General features: G+C 45.0%; 8 protein-coding genes. 5 read left to right on the top strand and 3 right to left on the bottom strand.

All coding sequences use genetic code 11. The features are described 5' to 3' along the window. Positions 1-995: 995 nt before the first annotated feature. Positions 996-1,247 (bottom strand): hypothetical protein, encoded by a 252-nt coding sequence (locus JGK14_RS20855; RefSeq protein ID WP_293211857.1) that lies wholly within the window; start codon positions 1,245-1,247, stop codon positions 996-998. A gap of 157 nt (positions 1,248-1,404) precedes the next feature. On the opposite strand from JGK14_RS20855, the gene JGK14_RS20850 reads away from it, so the two are divergent. Beyond that, entirely contained in the window at positions 1,405-3,042 is a 1,638-nt protein-coding gene (locus JGK14_RS20850; RefSeq protein WP_293211859.1) for a PEP-CTERM sorting domain-containing protein, read from the top strand. A 104-nt stretch (positions 3,043-3,146) separates the two neighbouring features. Here JGK14_RS20850 and JGK14_RS20845 read toward each other — a convergent pair whose 3' ends face one another. Then, positions 3,147-3,353: a hypothetical protein gene (locus JGK14_RS20845; protein WP_293285393.1), complete on the bottom strand. Its 207-nt coding sequence runs from the start codon at positions 3,351-3,353 to the stop codon at positions 3,147-3,149. 663 nt (positions 3,354-4,016) lie between these two features. Here JGK14_RS20845 and JGK14_RS20840 point away from each other — a divergent pair. From JGK14_RS20840 to JGK14_RS20825, 4 genes are all read left to right on the top strand, one after another. After that, complete coding sequence (locus JGK14_RS20840) at positions 4,017-11,738, top strand: S8 family serine peptidase (protein WP_325315430.1); 7,722 nt, start codon at positions 4,017-4,019, stop codon at positions 11,736-11,738. A 360-nt stretch (positions 11,739-12,098) separates the two neighbouring features. After that, the gene (locus tag JGK14_RS20835; protein ID WP_325315429.1) at positions 12,099-14,840 is read left to right on the top strand and encodes a two-partner secretion domain-containing protein; all 2,742 of its coding nucleotides are present in this window, start codon (positions 12,099-12,101) and stop codon (positions 14,838-14,840) included. After that, complete coding sequence (locus JGK14_RS20830) at positions 14,830-16,773, top strand: ShlB/FhaC/HecB family hemolysin secretion/activation protein (protein ID WP_325315428.1); 1,944 nt, start codon at positions 14,830-14,832, stop codon at positions 16,771-16,773. Before JGK14_RS20835 ends, JGK14_RS20830 begins: the two co-directional genes overlap by 11 nt. Positions 16,774-16,949: 176 nt before the next feature. After that, positions 16,950-19,748 (top strand): CHAT domain-containing protein, encoded by a 2,799-nt coding sequence (locus tag JGK14_RS20825; RefSeq protein WP_325315427.1) that lies wholly within the window; start codon positions 16,950-16,952, stop codon positions 19,746-19,748. Positions 19,749-19,822: 74 nt separating this feature from the next. Here the strand turns inward: JGK14_RS20825 and JGK14_RS20820 are convergent, their stop codons facing one another. Next, a complete protein-coding gene (locus tag JGK14_RS20820) occupies positions 19,823-20,545 on the bottom strand; it encodes a DUF928 domain-containing protein (protein ID WP_293233239.1) in 723 nt (240 codons plus the stop codon). Between the last annotated feature and the right edge of the window lie 18 nt (positions 20,546-20,563).

Raw genomic sequence — 20,563 nt, 5'->3', positions numbered from 1 at the left:
ATTTTGTGGATGGGGGCGAGTTCACGGGAGAAGTCCCTTAAAGTCGATCGTAACGGGCATCACTGGTATAGCCCTTTTCTGTTCGATGAGGTACCCTTGGGGATTGGGCATAGGGCATCCATAGATCGGTTTGTACCCCGCGCGTGGCTTGAGAACCGCTATACTCCTAACTCATAGCAGCAAAAATAACTGCACTATCCAACAGCAAGCTGAACAATTGCATCAGTTATGATCTGCAAATTAGGCTTTTTGAGATAGGTTTTTCGATTCTGCGCTTTTGTCAAAAAAACAGGTATTTCGATACTCCCAAGTATTCGGTGACTGAAATGGTAAAAAACGGCGCAATGCGGAGTAAGTAAAGACGCGCAATATTTGCTTCCATGCCCCCCTGTAGTATTTGCCTGAATCTCGGTTTTTGGCAATGCCTACCTGCTATTCTATGCAATTTTTGATGGTCTGAAAACACCTGTATTCCTTGTGCTATATGAATATTTGGGTGTGTGGATTAAAATGGATCTAAGTGTAACGTTCATAGACAAAAGTACAACGTTCGCGGACAAAAATGAGATGAAAGTGTACGAAAATAGATGAACTGCGAACGAGTGTTGTAACGTCAAGTTTAGTGTAGTTTTAGTATTGGTAAATCTAGTTTGGTAGCAGTTTGGTAGTGTTCGATCGTAGTAAACCCGAATTTGGTTGCTGCTACGAATCGGTATCATTAAGCACATTTTCTTTTTAATATTGTGCAAATTGTCGATCGAAAAACCGTAGTTTCTTGTGGTACCCAGTGATTCCATTATTTTGAAGCAAGCAGCTTTTCAAGTTCGCCTATAACTAAACGTTGCTCTCTCACCCGACTAACTCGAATAGCGTCAGTCAAGCTGAGTAAGGCATAAAGTTTTGCATCGTTCTTGGCAGCTTGGGGGACTGAACGGTACAGAGGCGCGATCGCCTGTCCTCTCACGATACCCTCAGGGTCGGGCCAGATATAAACCTCAGATGGTGAGACAAACCAGCTTGCTTTGCAAAGGTTCAGCAGAATGTGCTGTTGGCAGTCCCCGCGAGAGGGAACCTGGTTGGGCGTAGAATACGTAGCGCAGCCCGTGAACTAGGAATTCCAACACCGCTTGCTTCAAAATTTTTCGCCCTTGAGCCATACCCGCAATGTCTAGAAATGTAATTGAATAATAATGACGATCGAATAATCGCTGTCGGTGGGAGAGTTCGCCGTTGGTGGACTCTCCCACCGACAGCGATTATCATTCTGGAACCTAGTATTGTCGTAGAAAACTCGGTTTCTGGACGGCGAGGCGTAAGTTTTAGTAAATTTTTGTAACAAATTGTCGCGTCAGCGCATAAAATCTCGATCGACACCCTGATAGATATACAGGGAACTCGTTTTCTATGCAAACAAGCAATGCCAACCCAACCATCGACTCTGAGGTGCAAGTGAAAAAATTAAAAAAAATGTTTGAACAAACTTCCTCTTGCGGGTTTGTTCAAAGTTGTCTGTCGCTGACTGCTTTTACTTTATTGGGATTTACCGCAGTTGAACCAGTCAGCGCCGCCAGTATCCATACAGGTTTTGCCTCCTATGCCATTACAGACCTCGGCCCCGGCAACACTTACAGTATCAACAATCTCGGACAAGTGGTAATGGGTAAAAATGGTGTGGGTTGGATTTGGGAAAACGGTCAATTGACTGAAGTTACCGACAGCACTTGGGCTTACCAAATCAACACTTCCGGTCAAGTTGTGGGCCGCTATCTCAGCGAAAATTGGACGGATAATGCCTATTTGTGGGAAAACGGTCAAAGGACAGACCTCGGTTATTTTGGCGGCATTAGTAGTAGCGCTAGTGACATCAATGATGCTGGGCAAATAGTTGGTAAGTTTAACATTGCCCAAGATAAATTTAACCCCTTTTTATGGCAAAACGGTACAATGACCGATCTCGGTACTCTTGGTTTCAATGGTGGGGCTATGAGTATCAATAACAAAGGGCAAGTAGTTGGTTATTCCGGTCTTGTTTTCGGGATAACTCATGCTTTCCTGTGGGAAAACGGCAGGATGAGGGACTTGGGAACTCTGGACGGACACAACGACAGTATTGCTTACGATATCAACGATTTGGGACAGGCGATCGGCCATTCAGCAGATAAGAACACTCAGCAAAGTAAACCTGTTATCTGGTCAAACGGTAAACTTACAGAACTCAAAACTCTCGGTGGCAATGTCAATTACGGGGTTGCAATTAATAATAAAGGACAAGCAGTCGGTTTTGGTAACACAAGTGTCAATGGCAGCCTCAGTCACGGTTTAATCTGGGAAGACGGGGAAATGGCTAACCTTAACAGTTTGATTCCTGCTGATTCTGGGTGGTTTTTACAGCAAATCAGCGGCATTAACGATCGCGGTCAAATTGTCGGTCAAGGGATTAACAGCAAGACTGGTGCAAATCATGCTTTTCTGCTCGATCCCATCAGCGGTAGTTCTCAGCGCAATCCTGTATTACCCGATCGTTTTGAGGATGGTTGGCATATTTTTAATAATGTAGCAAATCGCCTGTGGTTTGACCCGCCAACCTCGGCGGGTTTTGCGTTCAAAATCGGCGAGGATATTGTTGGGTCAAGTCCGATCGCATTTAATCCCAAGCCAACCGAACCATCGCTATTTACGAAAATTCTCAGTTTGCCCAGCGGTATTGATGCTGACGAACTTTTTTCTATCGCAGTTGGCGGTCAAGAAATCGGTAAATTCAAGCCTAATGAAATAGTGGATTTTGTGGCTTTGCTCGGTTACGGCGTATCGGAGTTTAGCGTACTCGGTATCGATGCACCAATCGAGCCGACTAACCCTCTAGCATTCCCAATAAAATTAGAATCAAATCGGGATAAGTTCTCGTTTAAAATGCGGGCGATCGATGGTGCTGAACCTGTTCCCGAACCTTCAGAAATTGGAGGGATAGTAACTGCGGCTGCAATTTTCGGCGGCTTGTTATGGAAACGCAAACGCAGCGATCGAAAAGTGCAAGTCAAGTAATCTTTTGCGGGGGCGATCGATTATATTTAATTAAGCTGTTTTACATTTAAATCGATCGGGCTATCTCGGCAAGGCTTGCGGTTTCAGCACTCAAAAATCCCAGTTTAAATGCGAAACAGCTTAGGGTTTGCTGAATAATCGATCGCCCGCAAAGAACAAGTGCGATTTCTGGTATCCCCTTGACAACTGCCATACAGGCTTAACTTATTACCCATGGGTAGAGGCTGTGGGTACGGTGGCAGTTGCGGTTTGGCAAGGTTGAGGGTGCGCCACAACAACGAAACTTCGCCGTGTGGGGGGCGGTTCGGCAAGGTTGAGGGCGCGCCACAACAACGAAACTTCGCCGTGTGGGGGTAAGTTCCGGTTCGAGAATGTTTTGGCGAGATCTCTTGCTGACCCCACTTCTCCCGGCTCCATTCTCCAATTTATAAAGTTTTATGAAGATTAGGCAGCGTTCTGCATAAAACTAACGCCTGCTTCCAGATAGATAAGTAACGGCCGATTTTTGAGGGTGACGGGAACTCTACCTTTAACCCTCGCTGGCTGTGGGACTCGTGCATCAACAACAGAAACTGGGTTTTTTGCCCTGCGTGCGATCGCTAGAAATTGCCAGGATTGTTTTATAAAATGCCACTAAAAATTCTGTCTTACCAGTTGACAAATTGCAAATTACCAGCGTTCGATCGAACTTATACAAAACAGGAGTAAAAACTCAAATGGTTTGTCAAATCTTCATAAAGCCTTCATCAAGTCTTCATCAAAATATCGATTGACAGGAGAGAAAAAATGCCTAATAATATAGTTCGTCAAAAAGATTTTCATGATTCATCCATTAAAGCCTCATATTATCATTCTGAGTGAGGCAAAGCATCTTAAACGACAGTTTAAGTATTAAAAATTCGCCATACCTGTATTTATTTCCGGGTCGTTGTTTTTTGATAAACCTAAGTTGATTAAGGAAAGGGGTGTATAAAATGTCCAATATTCAAATCGGTAGCCTCAACGATAACTATTTCTCGATCGGTTCTACGGATAACACCGATCCTAAAGATAGCTATTTTTTCAGTCTTCCCAGGATGGGTAGCGCCCGCATCTCCGCGATCGGTGTTAGTGGCGATATCAATATGGAACTGCGCGACAAAGAAGGGAAGGTAATCAAAAGTATTTCAACTAGCGACGTAAAAGCTGGAATTATTAACATCGATAATTTAGGGGCGGCGGATTATATTTTAAATATTTCTCCTGTTTCCGGCTACACAAATTATCAAGTCAGTTTAACTGCCGATGGTAGAATCGATCCGTTAAGCGGTTTGGGGGTTGATGCGGGATTTTTTGTCTCGCAAAAAAGTGAAGTAGGCTTCGATTTTCTCAACGATGGCGGCAGATATCAAGGGGAAATAGCTATTTTTAGTCTCGATGGTATGGAGCGATTTGCTTCAGATTATAAGGGATTTATGAAGGAAGCTGCCAGACGATCGCTGAGTAATTCTGTATTGGGTCATATCACGATTTTTGAATCCGTAGAGGGGGGAAATCCTCTATTTCGTGGCACTTTGGGAGAAGAAAATTATAATGATGGGCCGTATCAGGGCGTGAAGACATTTACCACAACTCCCGGAAAGGCTTATGCTGTAATGTTGGTGCCAAATGGTACAGTGCAAGAGGTTTTTAACAATCCCGATATTGGTGGAGATAAGCGCCCGCTGTTTTCGTTATCTAGTCTCAACCCAAATGATGCTTGGTTGTACGGTCAAATAGCGGACGTTGATGGTGGTGGCTTGGTATTTTCCCTAGAGGATCAGCGGGTTGATACGGGTTCGGATGGCGATTATCAGGATGTTATTTTTAAGTTGACAGGTGCGATCGGCAAAGCGGTATCGTTGAAAGAAGTAATTAATCCTGCTAAGGATTGGACTACTTCTGAGGGCGGGAAGAAATTTATCGATTTTCTCAAATCTAATCCCACAATAAATACGCCGCCGAAAAACTTACAGTTCGATTTAAAAGCCATTTATAAAATTGGTGAAACGATTGAGTTAACAAGTGGAAAAGTGGTCGATGGTAATGGGGCGATCGACCTAGACAGAATAAAATTATCATTGCGAAAAGCAGGCGATGAGTGGACTAATTTAGCAGATGCAACGAATTTTACAGCCGGCAGTCAGGGGTTGGCAACTTTTAGTTATTCTTTACCTGCTTTAGGGGCGGGGAATTATGAATTAAGGGCGATCGCCTATGACAAAGCAGGCGCTACCAGCGAGACGGTACTCAAAAGCTTTAGTGTCAAAGAAGCTACAGTTACGCCAACTCCGACACCGCCAACTCCGACACCTACGCCGCCAACTCCGACACCGCCAACAAATACAGCTCCTAAAAACTTGCAATTTGATGTTTTACCTGCTTACAAAGTGGGAGAACAAATCAGCTTTACAGGCGGTAAAGTTTACGACGCCGACGGTGTTGATAACCTGGAAAAAGTAGAGTTTTCTAGAAAGAAGGAAGGCGGAGAATGGATGAAGGTTATTAATGCTGAAAATTTCATCGCTGACAGTCAAGGCTGGGGAACTTTTAGCTATTATTTGTCGGATTTAAGTGCAGGGGAGTATGAGGTAAAGGCGATCGCCTATGACAAAGCAGGCGCTACCAGCGAGACGGTACTCAAAAGCTTTAGTGTCAAAGAAGCTACGGTTACGCCAACTCCGACACCGACACCGCCAACCCCGACACCTACGCCGCCAACTCCGACACCGCCAACAAATACAGCTCCTAAAAACTTGCAATTTGATGTTTTACCTGCTTACACAGTGGGAGAAACAATCAGCTTTACAGGCGGTAAAGTTTACGACGCCGACGGTGTTGATAACCTGGAAAAAGTAGAATTTTCTAGAAAGAAGGAAGGCGGAGAATGGATGAAGGTTATTAATGCTGAAAATTTCATTGCTGATAGTCAAGGCTGGGGAACTTTTAGCTATTATTTGTCGGATTTAAGTGCAGGTGAGTATGAGGTAAAGGCGATCGCCTATGACAAAGCAGGCGCTACCAGCGAGACGGTACTCAAAAGCTTTATTGTCAAAGAAGCTACGGTTACGCCAACCCCAACTCCGACACCGCCAACTCCAACTCCAACACCGCCAACTCCAACTCCGGTTAACCGATCGCCAGAAAATTTGCAATTTAGCCTGCCAAATATTGCTAAACCCAATGAGGCAATTCCGCTAACAAATGGCAAAATTTTTGATGCTAATGGAGCTGATAATTTAGCCAAAGTAGATTTTTGGTTGCAGAAAGATGGGGGAGAATGGACGGATATTAATGATGCTACTACTTTTACTCCCGACAGTTCCGACAATCGTTGGGCAACTTTTAATTACACGTTGAGTGGGTTATCGGCGGGGAGATATCGCTTGAGGGCGATCGGCTACGATAAATCTGGTGCAGCTAGCAATGAAGCGAGTCGCAATTTGTTAGTCAATAGTGCGCCGGGGGATTTACAATTTAGAACTTTACCTCTCTATACCAAGGGTGAAAAAATTAGCTTTAGTGGCGCTAAGGTTTTTGATACAGAAGGAGTCAGCGATATTGCTAAAGTCGATTTCTGGTTTCAAAAAGAAGGCGGCGAGAAAATTGAAATCGCTAATGATGTTACTGAATTTACCACTGACAGTGATGGGTTCGGCCGATTTAACTTTAGTGATAATTTGAGCAGTTTAGCACCGGGGCGCTATCAATTATCGGCGATCGCCTATGATAAAGCAGGTGGTGCTAGCCCGGTTGCGAGTCAAAAGTTTGCGCTGATTAGCGATCCGGGTGAAGATGGGTTGTCTGATGAAGTCAGATTGGCGATCGTGGGTGCTGCAAATATCGACAGTTATCCGCCAGAAGCTTTAGCAGAAACAAAGGAATGGGTTGTATGGCTGACACCCGGACAGTCTTCCCAAGAATTAGCAGCTAGAATTGGGGCGATCGATCGGGGAGATACCGGCCACATTCCCAACACTTTTATCTGGGAATTTCCACAGGGAAGAAATCCGAAAGAGGTGGAGGCTCAGCTAGCAACAATCGGAGGAGTAGAATATGCTTACCCGCAGGTTCCTGTCAAATTAAATTTGTTGTACGAGCCGAAGGAAACTTTATACAAAGACCAGTGGAATTTAAAAAACGCGAATCTCCCCGCAGCTTGGGATGTAATTAATCCTGCAACTTCTCAAACAGTGCGGGGAAGGGGTACGACTATTGCAATTGTGGATGATGGCTTGGAATACAAGCACCCAGATTTAGCAAGCCGGTACAACCCTAATTTGAGTTGGGATTTTACTGATAAAGATAGCGATCCATCGCCAACATCCACAAAGGGCTTTACAGCCAATCTTTCACAACCAAAAGTAAATGGTTGGAATAGTATTAACTTCTCTCTTCATGTAAATTTGACAGGGATGGTAAAAGATATTCAGGCTACCTTCGATTTCAGTCAATCTCTACCACCTAATTTACCAAAAATTGAAGAGTTGCAAGTGTCTCTCTACAGTCCTGACAAATCTGCGTTCAGCCTTTTCTATCGACGCCCTATTTCTCCTGCAAGATGGTGGTGGCCCGGTCTGGACGATCTGAAGTTTTCGCAAAAAGTTCCGCTAAAATTGACTGGAAGTAGCTCTCAAAGTTTCAATCTAAATCAAGGTCAATTTTATGGGAGTTATGCGGGCGGGAATTGGCAATTAGAAATTAAGAATCCCAACCCCGATGAGTATGATGCAGACGAAATGCGCCAGCTTAGCCAAGAACTTTTGAAACGCTGGACATTACAAATTAACACTGCTAACCCTCACGGAACTGCGGTTGCAGGAATTGCAGCAGCCAGTGAAAACAGTAAAGGGATTATGGGTGTAGCTCCTGAATCGAAATTAGCAGGGCTGCGACTATTTGGTAATACAGAGCCACTAAATTACGAGGCTGACCCTTTAGGAAAACAGATTGCTGATGCTTTATTCGATCCTCAGACACAACCGGGACAATCTAATCGCAATCAGTCGATCGATATTTTTAATAACAGTTGGGGTCCTGAATACATGAGGCGGCAACCTTTAGCTCTGCAAGCCTTGCAAATAGGAGTTACCAAAGGTCGAAATGGGTTGGGAAATACCTATGTATTTGCGGGTGGGAATGAAGGGAACTTTAACGGGAATGTCAATTATAATAGTTTTGGTAGTTCCCGTAATGCGATAGCGGTAGGTGCAATCGATCGAGCAGGAAATCACACCACTTACAGTACACCCGGCTCGGCAATTTTCATTTCAGCATCCTCCGACAATAACGATCCTAATAACGCACAAGGGATTACCACAACAGATATTTTTGAAAATGGCTCTGGTGGCTATGATGACGATTTTGGAGGAACTTCTGCGGCCGCGCCTGTGATTTCTGGAGCGATCGCTTTGATGCTGGAAGCTAATCCTAAACTAACTGTGCGTGATGAGCAACATATTTTAGCCAAGACGGCTCAGAAAAATGACCTCAATGGCAAAGATAGCGAAGGGAAACCCAAATGGGAGCAGAATAAAGCAGGATTTTGGGTGAGTTACGAACAAGGCTTTGGTGCGATTGATGCCGCCGCTGCGGTTAAAGCTGCGGTTAATTGGACACCTGTAGGAAAGCAAGTTTTAGTGACTTCTGACTTGGAGAATGTGATGAAAGCTATTCCTGATGGTAGTGTAGCAGGAATAGAAGCTAAGACTACAATTACCAAGAATATTATTATCGAAACAGCAGAAGTAATTCTTGCTGCTGAGCATCCCGAGTGGCGTGACTTTACAGTGAAACTAATTTCATCAGATGGCACTGAATCAGTATTGGCAAATACCATGCCTGATATCCCAAAATCAAACACTAGCGATAGATTATCGCCAGATTCAAAAGAGTGGAAATTTATTTCAGTCCGACACTGGGGTGAGTTATCAAAAGGTGAATGGAAGTTGCAAGTTATTGATAAAAGTGGCAACGAATTGAAAGGTAATTGGAATAGTTGGAAGCTGAATCTTTACGGATTAGAGCTAGATGAGTCTCCCAATGTTGTTACCAATACGAAAGATAGCGGGGCTGGGAGTTTACGGGCAGTCTTAAATTGGGCTAATAGCAATCCGGGTAAGGATACGGTTATCTTCAAGATTCCAAGTACCGATATGGGCTACAACATCAGCACTAATGCTTTTACCATTCGGCCGCTATCAGCACTGCCACAGATTACCGATTCAGCGATTATTGATGGCACGACTCAGCCGGGATATTCAACTCGACCAGTAATTGAATTAGATGGCAGTAATGTATCAGTGGATGGTTTGTATATCTCTGCTGGCAACAGTACGGTTAGAGGATTGACAATCAACCGTTTTGGTGTTGACGCTATTCGATTGGCTGGTAATGGCGGCAACATCATTGAAGGAAACTTCATCGGTACAGATGTAACTGGCACTCAAGATTTAGGTACGGGCTTTAGTGGCATTTCAGTTTGGTCGCCTAATAATACTATTGGCGGTACAACACTTAAAGCAAGAAATATCATATCGGGTAACGATCGTGTTGGCATTTACATGGAGGGGTCAAGTGCTAGCAACAACCTCATTCAAGGCAACTATATCGGTAGCGATATCACAGGTACTCAAAAATTGGGAAATACAAATGGTGGTATTTTGATGTTTGGTGCGCCTAACAATACTATTGGTGGAACCGCAGTTGGGGCATCAAACTTGATATTCGGTAACGGTAGAAACGGTGTATATCTTATTGGTGATGGCGCAACGGGCAATGCTATTCTATCTAATTCTATTTCTGGAAGCGATCGCTTGGGAATCGATTTGGGAGATAATGAATTGACTGTGAATGATTTAGGCGATAGGGACACGGGTTCTAACAATTTCCAGAATTTCCCTGAGTTGACTTCCGCTATCTCTAGCAATGGGAATACGGCTATTAAAGGAAAGATAAATAGCACTCCCAATACTACATTCAGAGTAGAGTTTTTCTCTAACAGGGTTTTAGATGACTCTGGTTTTGGAGAAGGAGAGAAGTTCCTTGGATTCCAAAATGTAACGACTGATAGCAGCGGTAATGCGACTGTCGCCATTAATTTACCGTTATCTGTTCCCATCGGTCAATTTATTACTGCTACTGCTACTGACGCAAATAATAACACTTCGGAGTTTTCTCAAGGAATTGCGATCGCAGCTAATCCAGCATCCACAGAACTATTTACCGACATTAATGCTAATTTGGACGGAGTTTTCTACAGTTCGGCAGCTTGGGGAGATTACGATAACGATAGCGATCTAGATATTTTGGTGACAGGCACAAACGGTCCGAATTCTGTAGCCAAAGTTTACCGAAACGATAGCGGCAACTTTACGGATATTAACGCTGGTTTGAGTGGAGTTAAGAATAGTTCGATCGATTGGGGAGATTATGACAGAGATGGCGATCTTGATATTCTGCTAACAGGTTTGGATAATGCCTCAAACCCAGTCTCGAAAGTTTATCGGAACGATGGCGGTAATTTTACGGATGTCAGTGCTAACTTGCAAGGAGTTTGGAATAGTTCAGCAAATTGGGGAGATTACGATAATGATGGCGATCTCGATATACTTCTGACAGGTGGTGCCATTATTTCTGGTTCCTCGGTTAAGATTGCGAAAGTCTACCGTAATGACAGCGGTAGTTTTACAGATACAGCCGCAAATTTACAGGGAGTTTGGCAGGGTTCAACAGATTGGGGTGACTACGACAAAGACGGAGATCTCGATATTCTCATAACTGGTAATTCTGATGGTTCAGTTTCAGCAGATATCTCTAAGATTTATCGCAACGATAATGGCAGTTTCATAGATATAGGTGCGCCATTAACGGGCGTTTTTTCGGGTGATGCAGCTTGGGGAGACTATGACAATGACGGCGATCTAGATGTACTTTTGACTGGTTTAACGCCGAGCAATTCATCTCCGGTTGCTAAGATTTATCGCAATGATGCTGGCAGTTTCACGGAGATTCAAGCGGGCTTGCAGGGAGCTTATTATAGCTCTGTAGATTGGGGAGATTACGATAATGACGGGGACTTAGATATTCTTTTGACAGGTGCCTCGCCATCCAGAATCTCAAAACTCTACCGCAATGATGGCGGCAGGTTTACCGATATTAGTACCAACTTACAAGGAGTTTTTGGCAGTTCAGTAAGTTGGGGAGACTATGACAACGATCGCGACCTAGATCTTCTTTTGGTTGGTAATCCATTAGGAGTTTCATCTGGTAGCACGAAGGTTTACAGAAACAACATTTTCACTTTAAATACTGTTCCGGTAACACCCGCTGGGCTGCTCTCTTCAGTTAATGGCAATTCTGTCAGCCTAAACTGGAACCCTGCGACTGATGCTGAAACACCGCAACAAGGTTTGACATATAACCTGCGGGTAGGGACAACTCCTGGAGGTTCAGATATTATGTCTCCGATGGCTAATAGCAATGGCACCCGCAAAGTAGTTCAAATGGGCAATGTCAATCAAAACACAAATTGGACGATGAAAAATCTTAAACCAGGTACTTATTACTGGAGCGTACAAGCAATTGATACTGCTTTTGCAGGTTCGACATTTGCTACGGAAGGGAGGTTTACAGTAGGTGTAGGCCCGATTGGAAATGTTAGCATTACAGTTAGTTAGATACCCCTATATGACTCGGCGGTTTAAACCGCGTCTATAAAAACAAAGTCCGCCTCCGCGGACTAAGAAAATACCGGGTTGTTCAACCCGGATTTAGTATTACAAAATCGGGATGCTCCCAGTTGGTTTTCCCTGCCTTATACCAAACCTACTTACTAAAAATTCCTACCAACTTAATCGTATTAAATGACTTGACTAAAAAACTATTACGATATAACATTAATATTTAAAATCATTAACTTCGCCAATTATCTCCCCCCTTTCATTAACAATTCCATCTTTACACCCTCTTTTCCCGTGAAAAATAAAACAAAATTAAAAATATTCTGTATTCTTGTTTACATTTGTGGTTTTCCAACTTTGGCAACTGCCGAAATTGTCCGGGATGACACTTTACCGCTCAACTCCACCGTCACCAAAAACGACAACACCTTCACTATTGAAGGTGGCACAGCAGCGGGTCGCAACCTGTTCCATAGCTTTCAGGAATTTTCCGTCCCCACTGGCGGTACAGCATTTTTCAACAACGCTGATACGATTCAAAATATTTTCACTCGCGTCACTGGCGGGTCAATTTCTAACATTGATGGCATCCTCCAAACCAACGGTAGCGCTAACCTATTTCTCCTCAACCCCAACGGCATTATTTTTGGCCCGAATGCCAGCCTGAATATCGGTGGCTCGTTTCTAGGCACTACGGCCGATAGTATCAACTTCGCTGACGGCACATCATTCAGTGCTACCAATCCCCAAACAACTCCTCTGCTAACTATCAGCATTCCGACTAGCTTGCAATTTGGTCCGAATCCCGGTCAAATTGTCGATCGCTCTGTAGCCGTTTCTGCTGTTGAAGACAGTGGCGAAGGAAATCAGAACCCCGTAGGTTTAGAAGTTTCACTCGGTCAAACTTTAGCGCTAGTGGGCGGCGACATAGCGCTTCCAGGTGGACTTTTGACAGCATCGGGAGGCCGAATCGAACTTGGCAGTGTCGGTGCTAACAGTTTAGTTGGCCTGACTTTCAATGACTCAGGTTTCGCTTTGGGATATGCAGGTGTCCGGGACTTCCAAGATATTGAATTGTCACAGGGTGCTGTTGTAAGTGCTAGCGGTGAAGGTGGCGGTACTATTCAAGTACAGGGGCGGCGGGTGGTACTGACGGAGGACTCAGGAATTCTTTCTCAGACTCGCGGCAGCCAAGACGGGGGTACGGTTTCGATTCAAGCAACACAGTTGATCGCTGAAGGTGGTGGTTATGTAGATACGACTACCTACGGGGCTGGCAGAGGTGGGAATTTATCCGTCACAGCGACAGATTCCATAGAATTGAGTGGCACTAATGCTGATGGCAATGGGCCCAGTGGCTTATTTGCTCAAGTTGATGTTGAAGAGGGGCAAACTTTACCGGCAACAGGAAATGCCGGAGATTTAACGATCGCCACCGGTCGATTAATTTTACGAGATGGGGCACAGGTAGGCTCAACTACTTTTTCAGAGGGTTCCGGGGGAAGGTTAACTGTCACTGCTTCCGAGTCTATAGAAGTGACTGGGCGATCGGCAGATGGTCAATTTTTTAGCGTTTTGGCAACTCAAACTGAGCCTGGTTCTTCTGGCAATTCACAAGATTTGACCATTTCCACCAGAGAGTTGATTTTGCGAGATGGAGGTGAAATTTCATCTTCCACCAATGGTACGGGGAATGCAGGCAATATACTCATTCAAGCGTCCGGGCAGATTGTTAAAGATCGGTCTGGAATATCGGCTTTCAGTTCAGGTAGTGGGCGCGGTGGCAATATCAGCATTGAAACAGGGCGCTTAATTGCTCAAAATGGCGGTCAGGTATTAGCAACAACTCAAGGTAGCGGGCAAGCAGGGACTTTAACTATAAATGCCACAGAATATGTTGAACTCACTGGAACGGCTACAGACGGCTCTCCCAGTGGCTTGTTCACCCAGTCCACAGGGAGAGCAATGGACTCTAATGCTGGCAATGCAGATAACCTAACCGTAACAACGAGGCGCTTAACTGTTCGGGATGGAGCTGCAATATCAGCAGATACTTTCGCAGGTGGAAAGGGAGGTTCTCTTACAGTCAATGCCTCGGAGTCTATTGAAGTGACTGGAACTTCCGGCATCGTTCCAGAGATCGTACCAGGAAGAGCTTCTCCCTTAGTCAGGATAGTCAGGGCTGATGGGCGCTTGCCCAGCCGTTTGACAGCAGCGACAACGGACACCGGAGAAGCAGGGAGTGTAACGATTAATACGGGACTGCTGAGGGTACGGGATGGGGCAAGTGTTGCTGTAGATGGGAGCAGGGGTACGGGCTCTGCCGGCAACCTGGAGGTAACAGCCAGTAACATCCGACTAGACAGAGGAACCATTACGGCAGAAACTAGATCCGGAGACTTCGGCAATATCAACCTCCAAGTGTCAAATTTTTTACAGATGCGCGACAACAGCAACATTACCGTCACCGCCACCGGCGATGCTAGGGGCGGCAATATCAACATCAATACCAGAGCCTTAATTGCCGGTATCAACAGCGACATCACCGCCAATGCCGTCAACCGCGAAGCCGGCCGCGTCGAAATTACAGCCCCAGAAGGCATTTTCGGAGCCCGATCGCGCCGCCTCACAGATCCCGCCTCCAATCTCACCAGCGACATCACCGCTACCTCCCTGGCCGGCCCGCAACTCGACGGCGAGATACTCCTCAACACCCCTGAAGCAGACCCCACCCAAGGCGTGGCTAAGCTACCAGAGACGATCGCCAATCCCGACGCGATCGCCCAAATTTGTCCGGCTCAACGGAAGCCGGGAGAAGATAGAACCTTTACCAGAACAGGGCGCGGCTTGCCTGCCAATCCAGGGGAAACCCTCAGCGGCGGCTCTGCAACCGTCGGTTTAGCTGACGCCGTACCGCCTGTCGAAGGGCGATCGAGAACTGCCGCACCCCAGCAAGCGGTTCGCCCCGCCCCTCGCCCCATCCAGGCAGCCCGAGGTTTGGCGGTTAACAGCAAAGGAGAAGTCATCTTCACTGCTTATCCTGCTGCGGTGCCGCTGCAAAGTCCCGTTATTCCCCACCCAGCCTGCGATGTTCAATAACAGAAACCGGAACAGGGGCGATCGCTTGCTGCCCTTGAGTGCGGGCTTGCTAGCAAGCAGCTTAGCGGCTTGGCCGCTGAAGGCGGAAACTTTGCTGCAACCAGCAGGAGACTTGAATCCGGGCGGCCCAGACTTGACGGTTCAAGTACCCAATCCCGCAGAACCTCTGGCACCGCAAACCACTCCTTCCCGGCAAAACCCGCAAAACCTGCCACCTACAGAGCCCTCTCCCACGCTGGAAGAAAGAAAGACTGAACCCAATTCCGATACCGGTGAAGCTTACGAATGTTCTATCCCAGTGCCGCCAGCAGATCGATCGCCCGCAACTCCAACGGCAACTCCAACGCCGGAAGATAGCAAAACCGATGAGGCGATCGAGGCAATCTCGATCGCTAATTTTCGCTTCGTTGGCAATACTGTTTTTAGTCAGGAAACTCTCGATCGAGAAATTACCCGACAATTTTTAGAATTAGACAGCACTACTAATCGATTTCGAGAAGGACAAATTACTTTCGCTCAATTGCAGCAAGTAATTTCTGAAGTCACTAAGTTTTACAACCAAAGAGGATACATTAACTCTTTTGCCTACATTCCCACCACCAGCGAAGAACCCAATCAACGATTGCAAAATAGGGGCGCTGCTGGAGAAGTTATTATTAAAATTGTCGAAGGCGGATTAGAATCAATTCGAGTCAGGAGGCGGACGGGAAGGCAACGCCTCAACCTCGATTATGTATGCAGCCGTTTGGCGATCGCATCGCAACCTTTACAAGTTTCTCGCCTGCTAGATGCTCTGCGATTGCTCGAACTCGATCCATTAATTAAAAAGATTACCGCTGAATTGATACCCGGTTCGCAGGTACACAGAAGCAGTTTAGAAGTTAAATTCGAGGAGGAACAAACTTTTAGCGTCGAAGTAGCGATCGATAACCGCCGAGCTCCCAGCGTCGGTACTGTCCGCCGCCAAGTGCAACTGAACGAAGCAAATTTATTGGGCCGGGGAGATGATTTGAGCCTTGCCTACACGAATACCGACGGCAGCAATGCCTTCGATTTAAGCTATACATTGCCTTTAAATCCGAATAACGGTACGATTAAGGTAGCAGCAGGAACAACTGCAAATCGCGTCGTCGAACCGCCTTTTGAAGATGTCGATCTCAGAGCAGCGGCGCGATATTTAGATATTACGCTGCGCCAACCTTTATTAAGGACTCCCAGACAAGAATTTGCCGTCGGTTTGACTGCAACTCGGCGGGAAAGTGGCACTTCAATTTTAGGTGAAGATTTCCCCCTCTCTCCAGGAGCCGATGAAAAAGGGCGATCGCGCATTTCGGCCCTGCGATTCTTTCAGGATTGGACGGTGCGAAGTAATGAAGAATTATTAGCGTTTCGATCGCAATTTAGCTTAGGATTGAGTGCTTTTAATGCTACTGTTAACAGTGAAGCTCCTGACAGCAGATTTTTGGCATGGCGGGGACAGGCGCAGTGGGTTCGCCGTTTGGCAAGAGACACTTTTGTCTTTGCCAGCAGCGACTTGCAATTAGCAAATAGAGCGCTTTTACCTCTGGAGCAATTTGGTCTTGGAGGTTTCAATAGCGTGAGAGGCTACCGGCAGGATCTACTTTTGGGCGATAACGGAATTTCCGCATCAGCCGAGTTGCGATTTCCGATTGTTGGTAGGTCCGATCGAGGGCTAGGAGTCGTTCAAATTGCTCCTTTTATTGATGCAGGCACGGTGTGGAACAGCTCCGGTAGAGAGGATTTTGACCCTCAAACTTTGGTATCTGTGGGGGCGGGACTGCGGTGGGAAATGAGCGATCGACTTGCAGCAAGTTTTTACTGGGGCATTCCTTTAGTTGACGTGAATTCGAGGCAGAGGACATGGCAAGAAAAAGGGTTACATTTTTCAGTGCGATCGAGGTTTTCTTTTTGAAACTTGTGCGCCAAATTACAAGAAAAAATTTCAGGTTATTTGTTCTCCTATTTTTAACAGTATTGTTCTCTTTTTTAGCAACAAATGTCCGAGCTAACCAAATATTTAATGGGGAAGTAGGAAAAACAGAAATTACTCAACAAGATCGTGCAAGGACGATACAAGATCGTGTAGGAATGATACAAGTTCCTGTAGGGTTGAGTGCTACTGCCCTCCAGCAGCGAGAGGGAAGTGAATCGGAAAAGTTAGCGAGGGAACGCTATGCGGCGGGAGAATTTGAAGAAGCCGCGAAATATTGGCAGCAAGCAGTGGCGGCTTTTGAAGTGAAGGGAGATTGGTTAAATCAAGCGATCGCCCTCAGCAACCTTTCGTTAACTTACCAACAGTTTGGACGCTGGCAAGAGGCAGAAAAAGCAATAGAAAAAAGTTTGAGTTTGTTGCCGCAGGAATCAAGAGCAAATTTGCCAGCAGAATTAAGGGCGATCGCTCAGACTCTTGATATCAAAGGCAACGGGCTATCGGCTCGGGGGCAAGTCAATATTGCTTTAAAAAGTTGGCAGCAAACTGCTAGTATTTATGTTAAATTAAAGGATGAGTTCGGGTGGAAGCGCAGTTTAATTTCTCAAGTCAAAGCCATGCAAGAGTTAGGGCTTTACGAACAGGCCTGTCAAACATTAATACCCGCGATCGAGGTGGATAATAAAGGAAAATTTGCCCTGCCCGATCGAACTTGCTCGCAGTTAACCGACAGCAAAAGTTTAGATCGATTACAAGGGCTTTTACAAAAACAATTAAATCCAAATTTTAAAAGCATCCAATTAACAGGAAGTCGCCTACTCGGCGATGTTTTGAGGCAGCTTGGATTTTTAGACAATTCACAGAAGTTTTTGGCAGCAGTCGATCGAGCCATTACTCAAGAGAAAAACAATCAAGAAAAAGCTTTAGTTTGGCTGAGTTTAGGCAATACTTACGAAGCTTCGGGGAATAGAAATCGATTTCTAGCTGAGTCTGGAGATAACACTCAAATAAATTATTACTCAACTGCTTTAGATTACTATCGAAGAGCGATCGAGGTTGCTGGAACTTCCTTTATTAAAATCCAGGCAAGGTTAGATTTATTCAGCCTTTTAGTAGATCCAAAAATTGGGAATAAGATAAATCTCCGAGAAGCAGAAGAGTTGCGGTTGGCAATTTTATCTCAGTTGAGTCAGCTACCGCCGAGCCGCCATAAAATATATGGTGAAGTTAGCTTGATGAATAGCTTAGCTAACCTGAAAAATGAAGAATTAAAAGCTGCAAATAACCCACCTAATTTCAGGGCTGAAAAGTCAGAATCACTCTCTAACTACTGTTTGCCCGATTCCTTAACTGTTTCTGAAAGCTTGTCTCAAAATACTCAAGATTTATCTTGGAGAGAAATTGTAAATCTGGGAGCCCAAGCTGTCAAATTAGGTAAGGATTTAGGCGATTTAAGGGCAACAGCCTATGCTTTGGGTAATTTGGGCGGAATTTACGAACAGAAACAGCAATGGTTAGAGGCTCAACAATGTACGGAACAAGCTTTACTTTTGTCGCAAAACGTGCAGCTAAATTCGCCGGATCTTGCCTATCAGTGGCAGTGGCAATTGGGGCGGATTCGTCGGGATGGGAAGGCGAGGGATGTTGAGGGGGCGATCGCGGCTTATACGGCTGCATTTAATACTTTACAGTCGGTACGCAACGATTTGCTGCCGATCGGTCGGGACGGACAGTTCGATTTTCGCGATCGGGTAGAACCAGTGTATCGCGAATTGGTAGATTTGTTGTTGCGGCGCGAGGAACCGACTCAGGAGAATTTGAAGCAAGCCCGAAATGTCATTGAAGCCCTTCAAGTTGCTGAATTGGATAATTTTTTTAGAGATGCTTGTCTTCAGGTTAAAACTAAACAAATTGATGGGCTCGATCGAACAGCGGCAGTGATTTATCCAATTATTTTAGAAGATAGGTTAGAAATTATTGTCTCCCTACCCGATCGACTATTGCACCATCGCCCATCCGATACACCTCGCAGAAAAGTTGAGACTCTTCTGAAAAACTTGCAAGGCGAATTGAGCGAAGCAGATGCACCTGCTGAAGTTACAAAAATTTCTAAAATAATTTATGGGTGGTTAATTAAACCTTTTAATAAATATCTCGAACAATACCCTGAGTTAAGAACATTAGTATTCGTCCTAGATAGCAGCTTCCGCAATATTCCAATGAGCGTCTTATCTCATTATGATGAAGTTACTAAAAAAGAAATTTATCTAATCGAAAAATATGCTATTGCCCTAGCACCAGGGTTGCAACTCATCAGTCCTCATTCTTGGCAACCAGAAAGGTTGAAAATTTTAATTGCAGGCTTGAGTGAAGAACGGATTTTTCCTGGGAGAAAAGCTTTCCCCGCTCTTAAATATGTAGATCGGGAGTTAGGAAATATCAAACAAGAGGTTTCTAACAGCGAAAAACCGCTGATTAACCAAGATTTTATCAAAAATAGCTTAAGAGAGCAAATTAACTCTTTTCCTTCCTCAGTGATTCATATAGCAACTCATGGTGAATTCAGTTCCGATCCAGAACAAACTTTTATTGTAGCTTATGATGGCGTGATCCAGAGTAAAGAGTTAAGTGATATACTCAGCAGCAAGCGCGATCGCAAAGATAATAATATTGAATTATTGGTTTTGAGTGCTTGTAGAACAGCCAAGGGCGATCCTAGAGCTTCATTAGGGCTAGCTGGAGTCGCCGTGCGATCGGGAGCGCGCAGTACATTAGCAACATTATGGTATGTTGACGATGAGTCTACGGCGGAACTAATGGTTAAGTTCTATAATGAACTAAAAAAACCTAATGTGAATAAAGCTGAAGCGCTCCGCCAAGCCCAATTATCACTTCTAGCCAAAAAATCCGATCCCTATTATTGGGCTCCTTTTGTTATGATCGGAAATTGGTTGTAAGAATAGTCTTTTTATACCGAGGCTACCAGACACTATATAACGAGGGTAAAAAACCCGGATTTGATATAAATCTTTTAGCGAGGCAGTACCGGGCCTAGTATCTTTTCTTCCTTCAACTTTTCCAAATCCATCGCTTTCAAGATGTTCGCCCAGTCATCAGGGCGACTGCGAATTTGTGCCAAGTCAGGCATATCATACCAAAGTTGGTTAGCAATATAGATTGCAGCACGATTTTCTCTTGTTGCAGCCTGCAACTGAGCGTCAAGATTTCCTCGATCGACCCGTTTTACTAAACCTGTATGAAAAACTGCATTAGACCCCGGTAATGTTTGAGATGAACAGTAAAGTCGGAAATACCAACGATAGGTTTTATTTACCTCTAAAGGTTGTCGATCTTTGGGAAGGTTAACACTAACAATTCCCGGAGTTTCAGGTAGTTTGAAATCGATTTTGTAGACGCGATTTCCTCCTGCATCTTCTAAAGAAAAAGTTCCATAGCTGACGCTTTGACTTCTGTAGGGAACATAAAACCACAAGGTAGGGCGATCGGTAATTGTCGAGACTAAAAAATCTGGACTGTTAGGAGGTAAAAAAGGGGTAAAAGGTAAACCTGCTGTCTCTTCACAAGGCCCGCGAGTTCCTGTGGGCTTTCGATCGGGAGGTCTACTATTTACGGGTGGTTGTTGGGTTTCAGAAACTACGAGATTGTTTAAATTAAGTTGCACCTGTCCCAAAACTAAGCAGTTTGTCACGTTAATAACCGCCAGCGTCCAAGCGCAGGTGAACAGAGTTTTCATATAGGTATGCTCTAGGAG

This window comes from Microcoleus sp. PH2017_28_MFU_U_A, from assembly GCF_020738035.1.
Lineage (GTDB): Bacteria > Cyanobacteriota > Cyanobacteriia > Cyanobacteriales > Microcoleaceae > Microcoleus.
Note: the sequence above shows the minus strand (reverse complement) of the source record. Positions and strands in the feature narration are given on the sequence as shown.